The sequence below is a fragment of the Nocardia sp. NPDC055002 genome, from assembly GCF_053608825.1.
In genome coordinates this window covers 441,806-461,715 of the sequence record NZ_JBSGWE010000003.1, presented here as the reverse complement: position 1 = coordinate 461,715, position 19,910 = coordinate 441,806, and the positions used below count along the sequence as shown (strand labels likewise).

10 protein-coding genes are annotated in these 19,910 nt (G+C 69.4%); 6 read left to right on the top strand and 4 right to left on the bottom strand.

The window, feature by feature from the left end; translation table 11 throughout:
• Window positions 1-22: 22 nt before the first annotated feature.
• The 3 genes from ACWF99_RS14380 to ACWF99_RS14370 all read right to left on the bottom strand — a co-directional run bounded on the left by ACWF99_RS14380 (window position 23) and on the right by ACWF99_RS14370 (window position 2,526).
• Complete coding sequence (locus ACWF99_RS14380; RefSeq protein ID WP_378632188.1) at window positions 23-1,234, bottom strand: pyridoxal phosphate-dependent aminotransferase; 1,212 nt, start codon at window positions 1,232-1,234, stop codon at window positions 23-25.
• A 74-nt stretch (window positions 1,235-1,308) separates the two neighbouring features.
• Window positions 1,309-1,728: a TIGR03667 family PPOX class F420-dependent oxidoreductase gene (locus ACWF99_RS14375; RefSeq protein ID WP_452536190.1), complete on the bottom strand. Its 420-nt coding sequence runs from the start codon at window positions 1,726-1,728 to the stop codon at window positions 1,309-1,311.
• 90 nt (window positions 1,729-1,818) lie between these two features.
• Window positions 1,819-2,526, bottom strand: a complete 708-nt coding sequence (locus ACWF99_RS14370) for a siderophore-interacting protein (RefSeq protein WP_378656609.1) — start codon at window positions 2,524-2,526, stop codon at window positions 1,819-1,821.
• Between the two features lie 105 nt (window positions 2,527-2,631).
• Between ACWF99_RS14370 and ACWF99_RS14365 the strand changes: the two genes are divergently transcribed.
• Window positions 2,632-3,903, top strand: coding sequence for a SidA/IucD/PvdA family monooxygenase (locus ACWF99_RS14365; protein ID WP_378632462.1), 1,272 nt, complete (start codon window positions 2,632-2,634; stop codon window positions 3,901-3,903).
• Between the two features lie 60 nt (window positions 3,904-3,963).
• Here ACWF99_RS14365 and ACWF99_RS14360 read toward each other — a convergent pair whose 3' ends face one another.
• Window positions 3,964-4,626 carry a GNAT family N-acetyltransferase gene (locus ACWF99_RS14360; RefSeq protein WP_452536188.1) on the bottom strand — a complete coding sequence of 221 codons (663 nt, stop codon included), beginning with the start codon at window positions 4,624-4,626 and terminating at the stop codon, window positions 3,964-3,966.
• 256 nt (window positions 4,627-4,882) lie between these two features.
• Between ACWF99_RS14360 and ACWF99_RS14355 the strand changes: the two genes are divergently transcribed.
• Genes ACWF99_RS14355 through ACWF99_RS14335 form a run of 5 tightly spaced genes read left to right on the top strand, consistent with a single transcriptional unit; the run spans window position 4,883 to window position 19,896 of the window.
• Window positions 4,883-5,635 (top strand): thioesterase II family protein, encoded by a 753-nt coding sequence (locus tag ACWF99_RS14355; protein WP_378656614.1) that lies wholly within the window; start codon window positions 4,883-4,885, stop codon window positions 5,633-5,635.
• On the top strand, window positions 5,632-6,945 hold the full coding sequence (locus tag ACWF99_RS14350) for a beta-ketoacyl [acyl carrier protein] synthase domain-containing protein (RefSeq protein WP_452536185.1): 1,314 nt from the start codon (window positions 5,632-5,634) through the stop codon (window positions 6,943-6,945). Before ACWF99_RS14355 ends, ACWF99_RS14350 begins: the two co-directional genes overlap by 4 nt.
• Window positions 6,938-10,078, top strand: coding sequence for a nocobactin polyketide synthase NbtC (nbtC, locus tag ACWF99_RS14345; protein ID WP_452536183.1), 3,141 nt, complete (start codon window positions 6,938-6,940; stop codon window positions 10,076-10,078). The genes ACWF99_RS14350 and nbtC overlap by 8 nt, the downstream gene beginning before the upstream one ends.
• 13 nt (window positions 10,079-10,091) lie before the next feature.
• Complete coding sequence (locus tag ACWF99_RS14340; RefSeq protein ID WP_452536181.1) at window positions 10,092-15,236, top strand: amino acid adenylation domain-containing protein; 5,145 nt, start codon at window positions 10,092-10,094, stop codon at window positions 15,234-15,236.
• Between the two features lie 43 nt (window positions 15,237-15,279).
• Entirely contained in the window at window positions 15,280-19,896 is a 4,617-nt protein-coding gene (locus tag ACWF99_RS14335) for an amino acid adenylation domain-containing protein (protein ID WP_452536179.1), read from the top strand.
• Window positions 19,897-19,910: the final 14 nt, after the last annotated feature.

Below are 19,910 nucleotides of genomic sequence, written 5' to 3'. Positions count from 1 at the left end.
CGCGACACCGCCGAGGTCGAGTTCACTGGTGGTAGGTGGAGAGGAATTCGCCGATCCGGCCGATGATCTGGTCGAGCTCATCGGCCTGCGGCAGGGTGACGATGCGGAAGTGGTCGGGGGAGGGCCAGTTGAAGCCGGTGCCCTGCACGACGTGAATCTTGGTGGCCAGCAACAGGTCGAGCACGAACTTCTCGTCGTTGTCGATCCGGTAGGTCGCGCGGTCGAGCTTGGGGAAGGCGTACAGCGCGCCCTTCGGCTTCACACAGGACACACCCGGAATCGCGTTGAGAGCGGTCCACGCGCGATCACGCTGTTCGAGTAGTCGACCACCGGGCAGAGTGAGTTCGTGGATGCTCTGGTGCCCGCCCAGCGCCGCCTGCACAGCCTGCTGTGCGGGAACATTCGCGCACAGGCGCAATCCCGACAGCATCGTCAGGCCCTCGAGGTAGCTCTCGGCATGGCGGGTCGGTCCGGAGACGGTGAGCCAGCCGGAGCGGAAACCGGCGAGCCGGTAGGCCTTGGACAAGCCGTTGAACGTCAGGCACAGCAGGTCGGGCGCGAGCGAGGCGGTGACGGTGTGGGCGACGTCGTCGTAGAGGATCTTGTCGTAGATCTCGTCGGAGCAGACGATCAGATTGTGCTGGCGGGCGAGTTCGAGCATCTGCTCGAGCACCTCGGTCGGATACACCGCGCCCGTCGGATTGTTCGGGTTGATGATCACGATGGCGCGCGTGCGGTCGGTGATCTTGGCGGCGATGTCGGCGATGTCGGGATACCAGTCGGCGCTCTCGTCGCACAGGTAGTGCACCGCCTTGCCGCCGTTGAGGTGCACGGCGGCGGTCCACAGCGGGAAATCCGGTGCGGGGACGAGGACTTCGTCGCCGTTCTCGATGAGCGCGGTCATCGCCATCATGATGAGCTCGGACGCGCCGTTGCCGAGGAAGACGTTCTCGATATCGAGGTCGTCGACGCCGCGGCCCTCGTAGTACTGCACCACCGCGCGCCGGGCGGGCAGCAACCCCTTGGAGGTCGCGTAGCCCGCCGACGACGGCAGGTTGGCGATGATGTCGCGCAGCAGCTCCGATGGTGCGTCGAAGCCGAACTGCATCGGGTTACCGGTATTGAGCTTGATCACCCGGTGTCCCTCGACCTCGAGCCGAGCGGCGTGCTCGGCTATCGGGCCGCGGATCTCATAGGAAACATTCGCGAGCTTGCTCGACTGTTTGAACTGCATGTCGGCTCCCCACCGTGATACGGACGGAGCTCGCCACAGTACTCGCCGGGTTCACGCGCACGCACCGCGGCAGTTCAGAAGCCGCGCAGGCGGTCCGGGGCGACGCGGATCGGCACCGAGTAGGCCGCGAAGAATTCCGATTCAGTCATCTTGATGTCGACGAAGCCCCTGGTGTATTTCCTTGCGTAGTGGGCGATCTCGTCCTCGGTGGGCGCCTCGTTCACGCGTGCCGTGCCGGTGAAGACGGCGACCTCGCCACCGTCGTCGGTGGCGTTGAAGTTGAGCGCGACCCGCGGATTGCGCGCGAGGTGCCGCAGCTTCTTGGCCTCGGGCATGGTGAAGATGAGGAACTCGTCGTTCTCCCAGTGGAACCACACCGGGTTCGGCTGCGGGGTGGTGTCCGCGCCGATGGTGGTCAACCAGATCACGTGTTCCTTGGCCAGCCGCTTGCCGACCTCTTCGCCGAAGGGGGTAGCGGCATCGAGAATGGACACGGTGCTCTCCTCGCAGGCAGGGGACAACTTCCATCCCTTACCCTCGCGGAAATCCGGTCGGCCCGCCACCCGCCTCGCGGAACGGTCCGACTACTTCCAGTAGGCCTGCGACTTGATCGAGGTCTTGGGCAGGGCGTGCTGGGTCTTGAGGGTCTTCACGATCGAGCGGGTGGTGTGACCGTCGCAGGTGACCCAGCCGTAAGTGCCGGGGACGCAGGTTATTTCCTGGGCGGCCTCGCGCAGCAGGCGGCCGTCGTCGACGCGCTGGAGCCAGGTGAGGGTGTGGTGGGGCTTGTTGTTCACCGGGATGGTCTTGTCGGATTCGTACTGCCATTCCAGCCAGACTCGCGCGGGGGTGTCGCCGATGGCGTCGAGCAGCGAGTTGATGGCGGGCAGGGAGGCGGTGTCGCCGAAGATGACGTACTCGCTCGGGGTCTGCTCCGGGAGCTGGAAGTCCGAGCCGAGCACGGTGGCGTCGAGCAGGTCGCCCGGCTTCGCGCGGCGGGCCCAGTCGGCCGCCGGACCGTTGTGCAGAGCGAAGTCGATGCTCATGGTGTCTTCGTCGGGGTTCTGGTCGACCAGGGTGTAGCCGCGGTGGTGCAGCTTGTCGCTGGTCGCGTCGGGGATCCACAGGCGGATCCACTGGGTGGGGTGCACCGGGTGGTCGGCGAGCAGGCCGCCGGCGGTGAAGCCGATGCGGATGAACTTGTCGGTGATCTCCTCGTTGGAGGTCACTGTCAGCCGGTAGTCGGCGCCGCCCCAGGCCTTGGTTATCAGACCGTTCAATCCCTTACCCATGGTCGTTAGGTTAGCCTAACGACACTTGTTTGTCTGCTTCGGTGGTTAAATAAGGTAAGCCTATGCAAATATGGGCTGGTGCGTGAGAGAGTGGAGAACGAACCGGTGGAAACCCTCCTGGTAGTCGGCGCTGGGCCGAAAGCCCTTGCGGTGGCGACTAAATCGCACGTTCTGCGCTCGCTCGGAATGCCCGCTCCGCGCGTGGTCGTGGTCGAGGCGCATGCCGTCGGCGGCAACTGGCTGCCCACCGGCGGCTGGACCGACGGACAGCACCGCCTGGGCACCAGCCCCGAGAAGGACATCGGCTTCCCGTACCACTCCACGTGGGCGCGCGGGCGCAACCGCGATATCGATCACGCGATGGCCGCCTTCAGCTGGACCACGTTCCTGATCGAACACGGCACCTACGCCGAGTGGATCGACCGCGGCAGGCCGAGTCCGCAACACCACGTGTGGGCCAAGTACCTGCAGTGGGTCGCGAAGTCCATCGACCTCGAGCTGGTGCTCGGTCGTGTGGAGAGGATCGGTCACGGCGATGGTGAGCAGTGGCAGGTCGACGTGGTCGATGCCGACGGCGCGCAGAGCCGCCTCACCGCCGACGGCCTGATGATCACCGGCCCCGGCCGCAGCAGCCGTGCCCTCCTCGACCATCCCCGTGTGCTCAGCATCGCCGAATTCTGGGACCGGGCAGGCAAACGCACGCTGCCCGCCGCCTCGCGCGCCGCGGTGATCGGTGGCGGCGAGACCGGCGGCTCGGCGCTGGACGAGCTGGTGCGGCACGAGATGCTCACCATCTCGGTGATCTCCCCGCTGGCCACCCTCTACACCCGTGGCGAGAGCTTCTTCGAGAACTCGCTGTTCAGCGATCCCGTGAAATGGGCGGCGCTGAGCATCCAGGAACGCCGCGACGTGATCCGGCGCACCGACCGCGGGGTGTTCTCGGTGCGTGTGCAGGAAAGCCTGTTGGGCGACAACCGCGTTCATCACCTGCAGGGCCGGGTCACCAAGATCGCGCCGCAGGGCGAATCGCTGGCCTTGACGCTGAGCAACGAGTTGCGCGCCGACCAGGTCCACAACTTCGACCTGGTGGTGGATGCCACCGGTGGTCAGCCGCTGTGGTTTCTCGAGATGTTCGATCAGCGGACCGCGGATCTGCTCGAGCTCGCCGTCGGCGGTGCCTTGACGCAGTCGCGGATCGAGTCGTCGATCGGCTACGACCTGGCGGTCACCGGGCTCGGCGGCAAGCTCTACCTCCCCAATATGGCCGCGATGGCGCAGGGGCCGGGGTTCCCGAACCTCAGTTGCCTCGGCGAACTTTCGGACCGGGTGCTGCAAACGGTGCCTGCTCGGGCGCGCGCCACCGCTGGCGCTCGCTGAGTGCGCACGAAAGAGCCCCTCCCGATCGAGAACTCGACGAGAGGGGCTCTTTCTTTGCGCTCAGCGTGGTGCGACTACGTCTTCCGGCGTGCGCGGCACGTACTGCAACGCGATCCGCCGGTCGGGTCGGACGTCGATCTCGCCGATCGACTGGAACCCGGCCTTGGCCAGGCTGCGAGCGATCGCCACGTTGCGGTGGTCGGGATCGCCCAGGACGCGGCGGCACGCGGGATCGGCCGCGAAAACGGCGGTGGTCATGGTGGAGATCCAGGCCGACATGATGCCCTTGCCGATCACCGCGGTGTCGGCGGTGGCGATGTGGAAGCCGACGTCATGGGGATCGCTGTCGTAGAAGCGGCCGATCTCGTCCTTGGCGGCGCGGTAGAACTCCAGGTAGGCGATATCGCGCACCCCGAGTTCGGGCTCACCCAGGACGGCGAGGTCCAGGCTGAGAATGCACGGGCGGGAATAGGTTCCGGCCAGCTGGGCGCGGAAGTTCTCGCGGCGGCGATCGGCGTCCCAATCCTGTTCCCACGATTCGAGCAGGTGCGGGCGGGCCATCCATTCGGCCAGCAGTTCGGGGTCGGTGCCGTCGGGATCGGCCAGGCGCAGGCTGAACGGCGCCGCGAAGACGGGCAGCACCGGCGCGGGCGCGGCGGCCACCTCGGCGGGCAGATCGGTCTGCTCGCGGGGCAGCGGGGTGGGGGTCCCGACGGGGTTCATCTACTCGGTGCTCCGTTCAATCGTAACCTTGGTCACCTCGATTGGTAAGGCTAGCCTATACTAATGGCTGGGTGTTACTGTTGCCCGACCGATCGCCCGGTGATAGCCGGGCCGTTCCCGATTCGGGTCGGATTCGGATGCAACAGGATTCGCCCCGATCCCGGACGACAGCGCCGGGCGGGCCCGTGCGTGAGCGCGGCGTTTGGATAGTGCGAAACGGCCGCGCGGCTTTGCGTGGCCGGTGAGGGAGAGCGACATGGCAAGAGAACTCGGCTGGATCAGGCAATTTCAGGCCCCCAGGACCGATTCCCTACCGCCGCTGATCGTCTTCCCGCACGCGGGCGCGGGCGCCTCGGCTTATCGGGTGTTCGCCAAGCGTATGGCCGCCGACTTCGACACCGCGATCGTCCAGTACCCCGGCCGTCAGGACCGCGCGCGGGAAGCCGCCGCGCAGACCCTGCCCGAGCTGGCCGCCGGCGCCTTCGAGGCGTTCCGCGACTCCGCCCACAACACCGGCGCACCGCTCACCGTCTTCGGCCACAGCATGGGCTCCATCGTCGCGTTCGAATTCGTCCGGCTGGCCGAGGCCGCGGGGTTGTCCGTGCGTTTGCTGGTGGTCTCCGCGGCCGCCGCACCGCACCGAATCGCCGAGCTCCCCGCGCATCCCACCGAGGACGACGAATTGCTCGACCACATGGCCACGCTCAACGGCACCGGCGCCGACGTGATGGCCAGCCGTGAGGTGATGCGGATGGCGCTGCCGGTCCTGAAGGCCGATTACCGCGCCTTCGACGCCTACTCCTGTGGTCCCGACGTGGCTGTCGCGACGCCCGTGCTGGTGCTCGGTGGCGATGACGATCCGTTCGTCGGGCCGCGCGACCTCTACGGCTGGGACCAGAGCACCACCGCCGAGATCGAGGTCAACCTGTTCGAGGGCGGCCACTTCTACCTCGACGAGAACATCGACGGCATCGCCGAGGCGCTCGTCGGCAAGGCGCTCGCGCGATGAACTCCGATCCCATCGTGATCGTCGGGATGGGTGTCGAGGCCCCCGGCGGCGTCGAGACCCTGCCCGACTTCTGGTCCGCCCTCGCTTCCGGGCGTGAGCTGATCGGCCCGTTCCCGCGCGATCGTGACTGGCCGCTCGACGAGCTGTTCGCCCTCGGCAGGCTCGACGGCTGGGCGCCGGTTCGTGACGCGGGCGGGTTCCTCGACGGCGCGACCGACTTCGACGCACAGTTCTTCGGCATCACCCCGCGCGAAGCGGTGGCGATGGATCCGCAGCAGCGAGTGGCCATGCGGGTCGCGTGGCGTGCGCTCGAACACGCGGGCATCAATCCCGGTGCGCTGGACGGTGATTCGGCCGGTGTGTGGATGGGCGTCTCGACCGTCGAATACGGGCCACGGGTGGGCTCGGTGAACGAGTACAGCGGCTATCGCGCGACAGGGACCGCGCTCGGCGCGGTGGCCGGGCGCATCTCCCACGGACTCGGCCTGATCGGTCCCTCGATCAGCGTGGATACCGCGTGCGCGTCGTCGCTGACCGCCGTGCACCAGGCGGCCTCGGCGATCCGCGCGGGCGAGTGCGAGTGGGCGCTGGCCGGCGGAGTGTGCGTGATGGGTTCGCCCGGCGCGTTCTACGAGTTCTCCAAGAACAACGCCCTCGCCACCGACGGCCACTGCCGTTCCTACGCCGCCGACCCCACCGGCACCCTCTGGGCAGAGGGTGCGGGAGTCATCGTGCTGGAACGGGAATCGCGGGCGAAGGCGCTGGGTCACCGGATCTACGGGCAGCTGCTCGGCTCGCGGGTCAATCACAACGGTTCCGGCGCCCCGATCGCGGTGCCGAGCGCGGGCGCTCAGCAGCGGCTGATCGAGGACACGGTCGCCGCGGCCGGGATCAGCGTCGACGACATCGGCCTGATCGAAGGGCACGGCACCGGCACCGCCGTCGGCGACCCGCTCGAATTGACCGCGCTGGCAGCGACTTACGGCAACCCGGACCGCACCGACGGACCCCTGCTCGGCTCGGTGAAGTCCAACACCGGCCACGCCCAGGCGGCCTCGGGGATGCTCGGGCTGATCAAGGTGCTGCTGTGCGGTGCACACGGCGCGATCGCGCCGAGCCTGTGGGCAGACGCGCCGACCACCGAGATCGACTGGGACGCGACCAGTTTGCGTCTGGCCGCCGAACTCACCGACTGGGCGCCGCGCGCGGACGGCCTGCGCTATGCCGCGGTGTCCTCGTTCGGTGTCGCGGGAACCAACGCGCACGCCATCGTCGGCCTGCCGGTGCTGGAGGAGACCAACCATGGCTGAGTACCGCTTGCCGGACGGCAGCGTTCCCGTCCTGCTGTCCTCCGACAGTGCCGACGGACTGCGCGCCGAGGCGGCCGCCCTGCGTGAATATGTTGCCGCGCACCCCGAGGCGAGCGCGCAACGATTGTCGGACATGTTGTTCCGCACCCGCGTGCCCCGTCGTCGCCGGGCGCTGATCCTGGCGTCGCCGACGGGGCCGACCGACGAGCTGGTGTCCGCACTCGACGCGATCGCGACCGGCTCCGAGCACGCACTCGTCGTGCACGGCGACGTGCCGGCGAGCGCGCGCCGGATCGGGTTCGTCTTCCCCGGCCAGGGCAGTCAGCGGCCCGGCATGGGCGCCACGTTCTACGAGCTGTCGGCCGACTACCGCGCGGTGGTCGACGAATGCGCCGCCATCCACGCCGAACGCTTCGGGCATTCCCAGCCGCTGCACTATCTGCTCGGCGACGAGGGGCAGTACGAGGACACGGTGTGGGAAGTGCAGCCCGCGTTGATGTTCCACATGACGGGCCTGGCCGCGGTGTGGCGGGCGGCGGGGGTGGATCCGCACGCGACCATCGGCCACAGCCAGGGCGAGCTCGCCGCGGGCGCGGTCTCCGGCGTGATGACGCTGCGTGACTCGGTGCTCGCGGTGACCCATCGCGCCCTGCTCGCGGACCGGCTGTCCCCGCGCGGCTATTCGATGGCGGTCTTCGGGATGGACCGCGAGAGCGTGGAAGCGCTGATGGCGCGGCACTCGGGGTGGGCCGAGCTCGCGGTCGTCAACTCGCCGCACATCATCGCCATCTCCGGTGAACGCGGCGCCGTCGTCGATCTGGTGGCCGCCGCTACCGCGCGTGGCCAGTTCGCGAGGGAGATCCGGGTCGCCTTCCCGGCACACACCTCCATCGTCGCCGAAGTGCGGGCTGATTTCGAAGGCTTCCTCGGTGACGAGATGAGCACGCCGAACTTCACCGCGTCCGAGATCGCCTGCTATGGCGCGACTCTCGGCGAGCCGATCACTCCTGACCTCAAGCAGGAGGAGTACTGGTTCTGGAATCTGCGCAATCGTGTTCGGTTCGACCGGGCCGTGGTCAGCGCGGGTAGCGATGGCGTCGACCTGATGATCGAGGTCGCCGAGCACCCCGTGCTGCAGCTGGCCATCCAGGAAAACCTCAGCCTGGTCCCGAACCGTCCCGGTGTGCCCGCCCGTGATTTCCGTGTCCTCGGCACGTCGCTGCGCACCGCGGAGGGGCTCTCGGAGTTCACCCGCAATCTCGCCCAGGTCGCCGTCCTCGACATCGACTACCGCTGGGACGCACTGCGAGTCGACGACACCGTCACCCTCCCGTTGCGCGACTTCCCGCACACCGTGACCAACGCCAAGCGACTGTGGGCTCCCCTCGGCGCCCATGAGACCCCCGCCGAACTCGTGGTCTCCACCTCGAAACCGCAACGGCTGGTGGAACAGTGGATCCCGGTACAGCGTCGCGCGCTGACCGCGCCGCGCAGCCTCCTCGTCGTCGACCACACGGGTGAATGCGCCGAGCTGGCCGCCGCCCTGGTCGCCGCCGCGGACCGCCACGGCGCCGACGCGCGCGTCATCGGAGCCGGCACGCCTTCGGGCCAGGACAACCGGGACCGGGCTGTGGGGACCGCTGACTCCGTGGTCGTGTTGCTGCCCGCTTCCGGCGACGACGACAGCGCCGGTGCGATCGACGCGCTGGCGCGGTTCTACGCCGAACGCGCCTGGGCCCCGGCGTTGTCCGCGCTGCGTCCCGGTGGCGAGTGCTGGCTGCTGACCGTCGGCGGCGAGACCGTCCACGACGGTGATCCGATTCCCGGGCTGTTCCAGTCGGGCGTGAGCGCCGGATTCCGCAGTGTGGGTATCGAGAACCCGGGAATCCTCTTCCGGCACCTCGATCTGGCCGCGAACGAATCCGCTCCCGCCCAGGCCGCCAAGATCGTCGGTGCGGTGCACTCCAGCGGGGAAGCCGAGCTGGCGCTGCGCGCCGGCAAGCTGTTCGTCAAGCGCCTGGTCGTCGATACCACCGATGAAACCGGCTCGCTCGGAACAGATCTCGATCACGTGGTGATCGTCGGTGGTACCGGTCAGCTGGGTCTGCGGTTCGCCGATCAGCTGGCGCGTACCGGAGCGGGCCGTGTCACGCTGCTGAGCCGCAGCGGTGAAACCGAGGCGCTGGCACCGGAACTGGCTCGGCTGCGCGGTATCGGCGCGACCGAGATCGTGGTGCGGTCGTGCGATGTCAGCGAGGTCGACGCCGCGAAGGCGTTCGGTGCCGAGATCGCCGATCGCCCGGTCGACCTGGTGATTCACGCCGCCGTCAACTATGTGGACGCCGAACTCGACCAGATCACCGACGACGCCGTGCGCACCGCCGCCGCCGCGAAGCTGCGCGGCCTGGACAACCTGATCGACGCGGTCGCGCTGACCGTGGACTGCCGGGTCCTGCTGTGCTCGTCGATGGCGGCGACGCTGGGCGGACGCGGGCAGGTCCTGTACGCGGTGACCAACCGCATGCTCGACGTGGCGGCCCGCAGGCTGCGCGCCCGTGGCATCGCCGCCGCGAGCCTGCAGTGGGGGCTGTGGAGCGTGGCCGGCCCGCTCGACGATGCCGGGTTCGCCCGGGTCGAGGAGGCCGGCGTGTTCCCGATGGTGCCCGCGGATGCGATCGAGGCCGGGCTCGCCGCGCCGGTGCGCGACGGCATGATCATCGCCGCCGACTGGGACTTCCTGCGCGAGGTGCTCGGCGCGTTCGGCCAGGCCAGCGTGCTCACCGGGCTCGAATCCGCCACGCCCGCACCGCAGGTGGCACCGGCGCCCGCAGAGACGGTGAGTGCGGTTCCGGCGGCCGTGGCCGCTGCGGCGCCCGCTGCGCCCACCGACAGTTTCCCGCTCGACCTGCGTATGCGCACCGAATTGCTCAAGGTGATCGGCGGTGACAGCGCCGAATCCATCGACGCCACCATGCCCTTGGTCGCGCTCGGTCTCGATTCGTTGCAGGCCTTGGACTTCCGCAAGCGCGTGAAAGCGGAACTGGATCGCGATCTGCCGGTCGCGGCGATTCTCGGCGGCGCATCGCTCGACGATGTCGTGCTGCTCATGGCACAGAACACCAACCAGGGCTGAGGGGCCGAAGAACATGTCTGACACCGAAGCCACCCTGTCCGTCGCCGAGCGCCGCAAACTGCTGCTCCAGCAGAAGCTGCGCGAACGCGGCATGGCCGTGGTGAACGCCGAACCCGTCGCCGTAGCGCGTATTCCGGTGGGGGAGCGGCGCCCGCTCACCCCCGGCCAGCGCCGCATGTGGTTCCTGCAGACCCGCGACGCCGACGACACCGCCCTCAACATCTGCGTCGCCTACCGCCTCACCGGCCCGCTCGACGCCGACCGTCTGCACGCGGCGTTCGACCAGGTGGTGGCTCGCCACGACATCCTGCGCACCACCTACGGCGCGGACGTCGACGGCACGCCGTACCAGGTGTTCGCCGCCGACGTACAGGCCGAATGGTCGACGCACGACCTCACCGAGCTCGCGGAGTCGGGTCGTGACCTGCGGGTGGAGGTGCTGGCCCAGCGTGAGTTCGGTCGTCCGTTCGCGCTCGGCACCGAACTCCCGCTGCGCGCCACGCTGATCCGCACCGGGACCGACGAGCACGTCGTGCTCCTCACCATCCACCACATCGCCTGGGACGACGATTCCTGGGCGGTGTTCTTCGCCGAACTGAACGCCGCGTACCGGGCCGGGCAGCCCAGCGCCTCGCCCGACGAAGCGAACGCGGCCGAGGGTGGCGGCGCCGGCCGTGACACGGTGCAGTTCGCCGCGATCGCGTCGACCGAGGAACCCGCCGAGGCCGATGTGGCGTTCTGGCGCGAGGCCCTGCGCCCGCTGCCCGAACCCCTCGAACTGCCGGGCTCCGCCTCGGCCACCCCCGGCCGCAATGCCCAGCGCCGCACCCACCGTCTGCCGGCCGAGCTCGTCACCCGCACCGAACAGTTCGCCCGCGAACAGGCCGCGACCCCGTTCATGGTGCTGCTCGCCGGTTTCGACGCGCTGATCCACCGCTACACCGCCGTCGACGACTTCCTCGTCTCCATCCCGGTGACCGATCGCCCCGCGGGCACCGAACAGCTCATCGGCTATTTCGGCAATACTCTGCTGCTGCGCGCCACCATGGGCGCCCATGCCGACTTCGCCCAGCTCGTCGCCGCGGTCCGCGACACCTGCACCGGTGCCTTCGCGCACCGTGGCGTCGGTATCGATCGTGTCGTCCGCGAGGCGAACCCGGATCGGGTGGCAGGCCGCGACGGCTTGGATCAGCTGGTCCGCCTCGGTTTCTCGGTGCGCAAGAGCGCCGACGGTTTCGCCCTCGACGGCGTGAGCTCCACCCAGCTCGAACTCGGCGCGGCGAGCGCGCAGGTGCCGTTGGCGCTGGCCATCGTGCTCGAGGCCGACGGCACCGCGGTGGTGGAGGCCGAGTACCAGACCGATGTGCTGGCCGAGGCACTCGTCGACCAGTTGCTCGCGCACTTCGGTCAGCTCCTCGACAGTGCGTTGCGCGAGCCGCGACGCAGGCTCGCCAACCTCGACATGCTCGGTGCCACCGACCGCGCGGCCCTGCTGGATCGCTCGCACGGCGCCCTCGTCGACGAACCGGCGACCACCCTGGTCGCGCTGCTGGAATCGGCCGCGGCGGCCGCGCCCGACGCGCTCGCACTGCTCTCCGATGACACCGAGCTCACCTACGCCGCGCTGCACGCGCGCGCGAATCGCCTGGCCCACTGGCTGATCGGGCAGGGCATCGGTACCGAGGACCTCGTCGGCCTTCGCTTCGGCACCTCGGTGGAGTTCATCGTCGCCGTGCTCGCCGTCCTGAAGGCCGGTGGCGCCTATCTCCCGATCGATCCGGCCTACCCGCAGGATCGCATCGAGTACCTGGTCGAGGACGCGAACCCTCGATTATTGCTCGGCGCAGTCGAATTGGCTGCTGCCGAGGAGATGGCGGCGGGGCTCCCCGCGACCGCGCCCACCGATGCCGAGCGCCTGCGTCCGCTGCTCCCGGCGAACCTGGCCTACGTCATCTACACCTCCGGCTCCACCGGCAAGCCCAAGGGTGTTCCGGTGCCGCACAACGCGATCGCCGAACACATCGTCTGCTTCACCGCCGACTGGAACATGACCGCCGCCGACCGCCTGATGCAGTCGTCGTCGGTGAGTTTCGACGCCTCGCTGGTCGACATCGCGATCACCCTCACGGTCGGTGCGCAGCTGATCGTGCCCAAGCCCAACGCTTTCCGCGATATCCGCTACGTCGCCGACCTCATCACCCGCCGCCAGGTGACGGTGCTGCACATGGTGCCGTCGATGCTGAGCACGTTCCTGCTGCTGCCCGAGATCAGCGAATGGCAGTCGCTGCGCCAGATCCCCGTCGGCGGCGAGGCGCTGCCCGGCGAGGTCGCGGACCGGTTCTTCAACACGCTGGAGGCCGAACTCCGCAATCACTACGGACCGACCGAGGCCGTCGTCTGCTCGACCCATATGCCGGTCGCGGGACCGCAGGGCACCGGCGTGGTGCCGATCGGCATCCCCAACCGCAACGTCTACACCTACGTCCTCGACGAGGCATTGCAGCTGGTGCCCGACGGCGTCGTCGGTGAGCTCTACCTCGGTGGCGACCAGCTCGCCCGCGGCTACCTGGACCGTCCCGCGCTGAGCGCGCAGCGTTTCGTCGCCGACCCGTTCGCCGCGGCCGAGGGCGGCCCCGCGATGGGTGCCCGCATGTACCGCTCCGGTGACCTGGTGCGCCGCAACACCTTCGGCGAGCTCGAGTTCGTCGGCCGCGCCGACGAACAGGTGAAGGTGCGTGGTTTCCGCATCGAGCTCGGCGAGGTCGAGGCCGCGATCGCCGTGCATCCCGCCGTCGCCCACTGCGTGGTCGTGGTGACCGAAGACCCCGCCATCGGCGCGATGCTCGCCGCCTATGTGGTGCCCGCCGAGGGCACCGTCGACCTCGAACAGGTCCACGCGTTCGCGGCAGGCGGACTGCCGGAATACATGGTGCCCAGCGCGTTCGCGGTGATCCCCGAGATCCCGCTGACCGTCAACGGCAAGCTCGACAAGCGCGCCCTGCCCGCGGCGACCCCCGCCGTGGTGCGCACCCACCGCGCCCCGGCCACGGCCACCGAACGCAAGGTGTGCGCCCTGTTCGGCGCGCTGTTCAACCTCGACGAGGTCAGTGCGGAGGACTCGTTCTTCGAACTCGGCGGGCACTCCCTGCTCGCGGCCCGCCTGGTGGCCCAGGTCCGCGCGGAGTTCGGCATCGAACTCGACGTGCGCGTCGTGTTCGACAGCCCGACCCCCGCCGCCCTGGCCGCAAACCTGGTCGCTCGCTTCCTGGCGGAGTTCGATATCGACCTCGACGCCGTCGACAACGATGTCGAGGACGCCCCCGCCGAGAGCGCGCCCGCGGAAACCGCGACGGCGGATTCCGCGACCGCCGGACCGGTGCGGTCCACTCGCCCCGCGATCGGTACGCGCCCGCGCGGCGAGCGCGTTCCGCTGTCGTACTCGCAGCTGGCGATGTGGTTCCAGTACCGGATGGAGGGTGCGGGCTCGGTCGGCAACCTGCCGCTGGCCCTGCGCTTCGACGGCGCACTCGACATCGCGGCCCTGCGTGCCGCGCTCGATGACGTCGTTGCCCGGCACGAGTCGCTGCGCACCACCTTCCCCGAACACGACGGCGTGCCCTACCAGGTGGTGCACCCCGCCGCCCCGGTCCCGCTGCCGGTGCGCGAGATCGCCGCCGACCAGCTCACCGAGGCACTCGCCGAGATCGCCGACTACCACTTCACCCTCGACGGTGAGCCGCTGATCCGCGCCGAACTGCTCGTGCTCGACGCGGGCGCCCACGTGCTCTCGCTGCTGGTGCACCACATCGTCGCCGACCACGCCTCCTTCGGCGTGCTGCTCGACGACCTCACCGCCGCCTACCGGGCTCGCAGCGAACAGGGCGGCGCCCCGGACTGGGCGCCGCTGCCGGTCCAGTTCGCCGACTACGCGCTGTGGCAGCGTGAACTGTTCGACCAGGCCGCGCCGAGCGCGTTCGCCACCGACCAGATCGAGTACTGGCGGGCCATGCTCGCGAACGTTCCCGAGGAGATCGCGGTCGCCCACGATCGGCAGCGTCCGCCGGTGCTCGGCAAGCGCGGCGAGGTGGTGACCTTCTCGCTGCCCGCCGCCGTGCGCTCCGGGCTCGAATCGCTCGCGGTCCGCAGCGGCGCCACCGAGTTCATGGTGTGCCAGGCCGCGGTCGCCACCCTGCTGCACACCCTCGGTGGTGGCACCGACATCACCCTCGGCACTCCCGTCGCGGCGCGCACCGATCCGGCGACGACGGCGCTGATCGGGTTGTTCGCCAACATGGTCGTGCTGCGCAACGACCTGTCGAACGCGCCGACGTTGCGCGACACCGTGGTTCGGGCCCGCAATGTGGTGCTCGATGCCAACGCCCACCAGGAGCTGCCGATCGAGCGCCTGGTCGAAGCGCTCAACCCGCGTCGGTCGCGCTCGCGGAACCCGTTGTTCCAGAGCATGATCCACTTCCGCGGCGCCGACTGGGCACCCACCACGCTCCCGTTCGCTACCTCGGGGGAGAGCACCGTCACCGTGCTGCCCGCCGACTTCGACGTCTCGTTCCTGGATCTGAACCTGAGCCTGAACGTGACCGCCGACGGCGGCATGGACGTCCGCGTCGTCGTCAACGCCGATCTGTACGACCCGGCCACGGCCGCGCTGATCGCCGACGCGCTCGCCGCCACGCTGCGCGCCTTCGCCGAAACGCCGGATCTGCCGGTCGCCGACCTGCGTGTGCTGCCCGCCGCGGATCTCGAGCGTCTGCTGGCCACCCCCGCCCCGGTGGCCGCGAGCGCCGTCGCCACCGGTGCGGCGACCGACTCCGACACCGAGCGCACCCTGATCGCGCTGATCGAGGAACTGCTCGAGATCGACGACGTCGTCGGCGAGGACAACTTCTTCGCCCTCGGCGGCGACAGCGTCATCTCCATCCAGTGGTCGGCCCGCGCCGATGCCCTCGGCCTGCCGCTGTCACCGCAGATGGTGTTCGAATGCGCCACGATCACCGAACTGGCCGCTGCCGTCGACGCCGCCGCCGGTGACGCGACGCAAGCCGATGAGCCCGAACAGGTTTCGCACGCGCCGATGAGCGCGTCGGGCCTGGAATCCGACGCCCTGTCCGCGCTGACGGCCGCCTGGTCCGCGCAGGGATGAGCACGAACGTCGGGATGAACGAGCAGTTAGGAAGGGACGCAGCATGAGTGCGCCGCAGATCGAAGACGTACTCGCGCTGAGTCCGCTGCAGGAGGGGCTGTTCTCGCTCTCCCGGCTCACGGGCACCGAGATCGACCTGTACACGATGCAGTTCGTGGTCGATATCGACGGCCCGCTCGACACCGGCCTGCTGCGTCGCAGCGCACAGGCCATGCTGGACCGTCATCCGAACCTGCGTGCCGCGTTCTGGGACACCGACGTGCCCAAGCCGGTGCAGATCATCCCCTCGCGCGCGGAGTTGCCGTGGGCCGAACGAGACGCGCTCACCACGGAATTCGAGGCCATCGCCGAATCCGAGCGACGCGTCCCGTTCGCGCTCAGCCGCGGTCCCGCCCTGCGGGTGCTGCTGCTCGACGTCACCGACGCGCCCGAGCCGCGCAAGCGGATGATCCTCACCGCGCACCACATCCTGATGGACGGCTGGGCGGTCGCGGTGTTCTTCACCGAACTGCTCGCCGTCTACCGGGCGGGCGGCACCCTCGACGGTCTGCCCGCGCCCCGTCCCTACCGTGACTACATCGGTTGGCTCGGTGCGCAGGACCACGACGCCGCGGCCCGCCGCTGGGCCGAGTACTTGCAGCAGGTCAGCGCACCGCTGGTATTGGCCGACGGCACCGGCGATCGCGGCTCCGCGGTTCCGCAGACCACGCGACTCCGGCTGTCCGCCACCGAAACCGACCGGCTGCAACAGTGGGCGCGCACCAACGGGATGACGCTGAACACCGCCGTCCAGTTCGCCTGGACGCTGCTGCTCGGCCGCATCACCGACCGTCGAGACGTGGTCTACGGCACCACCATCTCCGGCCGCCCCGAGAAGCTCGCGGGCGTCGAGGGCATGGTCGGGCTGTTCATCAACACCGTCCCGGTCGTGCACCGCCTCGACTCCGCCGAGCCGGTCGTCGCGCAATGCGCACGCCTGCAACGCGATTCGGCAACCATGCGCGACATCGGGTATCTCAGCCTGTCGACCCTGCAACGCGCGGCCGGTCACGGCGCCCTGTTCGACACCCTGTTCGTGTTCGAGAACGCCCCCATCGACGACGCCATCCAGACGGTCACCGCCCCCGACGGCGCCCGGTTCCGGCCGATCGAGATGGAAAGCCTCGCGCACTACCCGCTCACGGTCGTCTCCCACCTGAGCGACGGCGAACTGCTCGTCCTCGTCGAAGCGATTCCCGCGCTCCTGGGACACCTCGACCCCGCCGACCTCGGCGCCCGGATGCTGACCGTCCTGCGCACCCTGCCGACCCTCGACGCCTCCGCGACCACCGATGCGATCGACCTGCTCACCGAGGCCGAGCACGCCGAACTCCGCAGCGCCGCAACGGATACCACTGCGCCGCCGACCGCCACCCCGTGGGAACTGTTCGAGCGGCAGACCACCGCCACCCCGGACGCGATCGCCCTCACCACCACCTCGGGCGAGGTGTTCACCTACCGTGCGCTGCACGAGGAAGCCTGCCGGTTGGCCGGAGAGTTCGCCGCGCACGGTGTCGGCCCGGAAACCGTTGTCGCCCTGATGCTCCCGCGCAGCCCGCGCTCGATCATCACCATCCTGGCGACGTTCGCCGCGGGCGCGGCGTACGTCCCGGTCGACATCACGCTCCCGGCTGCCCGGATCGCCTCGATTCTGCGCCAGTCGAACCCGGTCCTCGCCGTCGTCCTCGACCGAGATCGGACGCTGCTCGACGGCTTCACCGAGCCTGTCGCCGACACCACGGCCGACCGATCGGTGCCGGTATTGGCGCTCGACGAGCCTGCCGTCATCGCGCGGGTCGCGGCCCGGCCCGCACAGGCCCCAGCGGTGAATCGCGAACTCGACCACAGCGCCTACATCATCTTCACCTCCGGCTCCACCGGCGAACCCAAGGGCGTCGTCGGCACGAACGCCGCCCTGGCGGGCTACTTCGCCGACCACCTCGAGCGCTTCTACCGCCCGGCCATGGAAAAGCTCGGCCGCCCCCTGCGGATCGCGCACGCCTGGTCGCTCGGCTTCGATGCCTCCTGGCAGCCGATGGTCGGGTTCTTCGCCGGGCAGGCGCTGCACCTGTTCGACGCCGAGGAGATGCGCGACGCGCACCGAATCGTCTCCGGCATGGCCGAATTCGACATCGACATGATCGACACGACCCCGTCGATGCTCGCCCAGCTGGCGGCGGCGGGCCTGCTCGATCGCGAACTGCCGGTGCTGGCTCTCGGCGGCGAGGCGATCGACACCGCCCTGTGGGCGCGGTTGCGCGCGCTCCCCGCAACGGCTGTGTACAACTGCTACGGACCCACCGAGACGACGGTCGAAGCGGTGGTCGCGCCCGTCGCCACCTCGGAAATCCCCACGATCGGCACCGCCAACGGTGGCATGGTCGGCTACGTGCTCGACTCCCGGCTGCGACCGGTCCCGCAGGGCATCGTCGGCGAGCTCTACCTGTCGGGCGTGCAGCTGGCCCGCGGCTACCTCGGCAAGCCCGCCATCACCGCGGACCGTTTCGTCGCCGACCCGACGCGCCCCGGTGCGCGCATGTACCGCACCGGCGACCTCGTGCGCCGGCTCCCGGGTGGCCGCTTCGGTTACCTCGGCCGCGCCGACGCCCAGGTGAAGGTGCGCGGCTATCGGATCGAGGTCGGTGAGATCGAGACCGCGCTGCGGCGTTCGGCCGATATCGACACCGCCGCGGTGACCGTGGTGCGCCGTGCCGGTGGCGCCTCGCTGGTCGGCTTCGTCGTCGGCAAGGCCGGACGGGCCGTGATCGTCAGCCGCGTGCGTGCCGATCTCGCGCAACGCCTGCCCGCGTACATGATTCCCGCGCGGATCGTCGTGATGGACCAGCTGCCGGTGAACGTCAACGGCAAGCTCGACAGTCCCGCGCTGAACGAGCTCGCCGAGCAGTCGCTGTCGGTCGCCGACAGCAACGCGGCCGCCGAGACGCCCACCGAGATCGCGCTCAGCGAGCTGTTCGCCGAACTCTTCGACGGCCGTGCGCCCGGCATCGACGCCGACTTCTACGAACTCGGCGTCGACAGCATCGTCGCGATCTCGCTGGTCAACAAGGCCCGCCGCCGCGGCCTCGCCCTCAATCCGCGCATGGTGCTGGCCTGCCCGACCATCCGCGAACTCGCCGCCGCCGTCGATGACGCACCGGCCGCCGCCGCGCAGTCCGGCGCCGACGCCTACGGTGTGGTCCCGCCGCTGCCGGTGGTCTCCTGGATGTACGAATACGGCAACTACCGCCGCTTCACCCAAGCCGCGCTCCTGCGTCTGCCTGCCGGAATCGACCGTGCGGCACTGGAATCCACTCTCCAGGCGCTGCTCGACGCGCACGACACCCTGCGCGCGGTGCTCACCGATACACCGGACGGCCCGCGCATGGTCACGCGCGCGCCCGGCGTGGTGAACGCCGGCGACCTCGTCATCGAAGCACCGCGAGGGCTCAGCGGCACCGAACTCGACACGGCCATCACGAAATACGCGCGGATCGCCAACGACGCGATCGACCCGCGGGCCGGGGAAATGGTTCGGGCAGTGTGGTTCGCGGGTGATGCTGCCGAAGTCGCAGGCGCGGCTGATCCGGCCGGCGTGCCGGGCTCCGGCGCCGATGACGACATCCTGCTGCTCGCGGTGCACCACCTCGCGGTCGATGTCGTGTCCTGGCACATCATGCTCGATGCCCTCGCCGCCGCCTGGCAGCAGATCCAAGCGGGCGTGACGCCGAAGATGCTGCCCGAGTTCACCTCCTACCGGCAGTGGTCCGAGGCCATGTGGCAGCGCGCTTCCGCACCGGAAGTCCTTGCCCAGCGCGACTACTGGGCCACGCAGGTCAGAGAGCCCGACTCTGCCCTCGGCTCCCGGCATCCCGCACCGGCCACCGACACCTGGTCCAGCCTGCGCGTCAGCACCGTCGCGACGCCGGTGGCGGTCACCGACCGTCTCCTCGACCGCGTCGGCAAGGACGAGGGTGTCCGCGAGTTCCTGCTCACCGCCCTCACCATGACCATGGCCTCGCTGCACGCCGACAACGGAAACGACCCGGCCGCAGGCGCCTTGATCGCCATGGAGGGTCACGGCCGCGCCGACACCACCCTCGGCACCGACACGGCCAACACCCTCGGCTGGTTCACCAGCGTCTTCCCCGTCCGCCTCGGCGTCGGTGACAACGCGGTGGATATCGCACGCGCGCAAGCGGACCCGGCTGCCGCCCGTGCTCTGCTCGGCTCCGTCTCGACGCACCTGCGCGAAATCCCCAACCAGGGATTGGATTACGGTCTGCTGCGCTACGTCAACCGCGCGGCGGAACTCCGGTCCGCCGCCGAACCCCAGGTCGAATTCAACTACCTCGGCCGAATCGACCTCAGCGGCAACGAATCCGACCCCTGGTCGCTGCTCGTCGGCGAACACGACACAGCGCTTCCGCTGGACCCGGAACCAGACCTACCCCTGCGCTACGCGGTCGACGTCATCGCGGGCATCGGCACCACCCCCGAAGGTCCGGCCCTGACAACCAACTTCCGCTGGAGCGCGTCCCTGTTCACCGAAGACCAGGCCGCGCGCTTCGCTGAACTCTGGGAGCAGGCCATCATCACGCTCGCCGACGTGGTGAACGGGTAGGACGCCGAGGCTGG

Excerpts from the sequence above, each read along its gene's own strand:
- ACWF99_RS14380 (WP_378632188.1), bottom strand. The coding sequence starts at position 1,234 with ATGCAGTTCAAACAGTCGAGCAAGCTCGCGAATGTTTCCTATGAGATC.
- ACWF99_RS14370 (WP_378656609.1), bottom strand. The coding sequence starts at position 2,526 with ATGGGTAAGGGATTGAACGGTCTGATAACCAAGGCCTGGGGCGGCGCC.
- ACWF99_RS14360 (WP_452536188.1), bottom strand. The coding sequence starts at position 4,626 with ATGAACCCCGTCGGGACCCCCACCCCGCTGCCCCGCGAGCAGACCGAT.
- ACWF99_RS14355 (WP_378656614.1), top strand. The coding sequence starts at position 4,883 with ATGGCAAGAGAACTCGGCTGGATCAGGCAATTTCAGGCCCCCAGGACC.
- ACWF99_RS14350 (WP_452536185.1), top strand. The coding sequence starts at position 5,632 with ATGAACTCCGATCCCATCGTGATCGTCGGGATGGGTGTCGAGGCCCCC.
- nbtC (WP_452536183.1), top strand. The coding sequence starts at position 6,938 with ATGGCTGAGTACCGCTTGCCGGACGGCAGCGTTCCCGTCCTGCTGTCC.
- ACWF99_RS14340 (WP_452536181.1), top strand. The coding sequence starts at position 10,092 with ATGTCTGACACCGAAGCCACCCTGTCCGTCGCCGAGCGCCGCAAACTG.
- ACWF99_RS14335 (WP_452536179.1), top strand. The coding sequence starts at position 15,280 with ATGAGTGCGCCGCAGATCGAAGACGTACTCGCGCTGAGTCCGCTGCAG.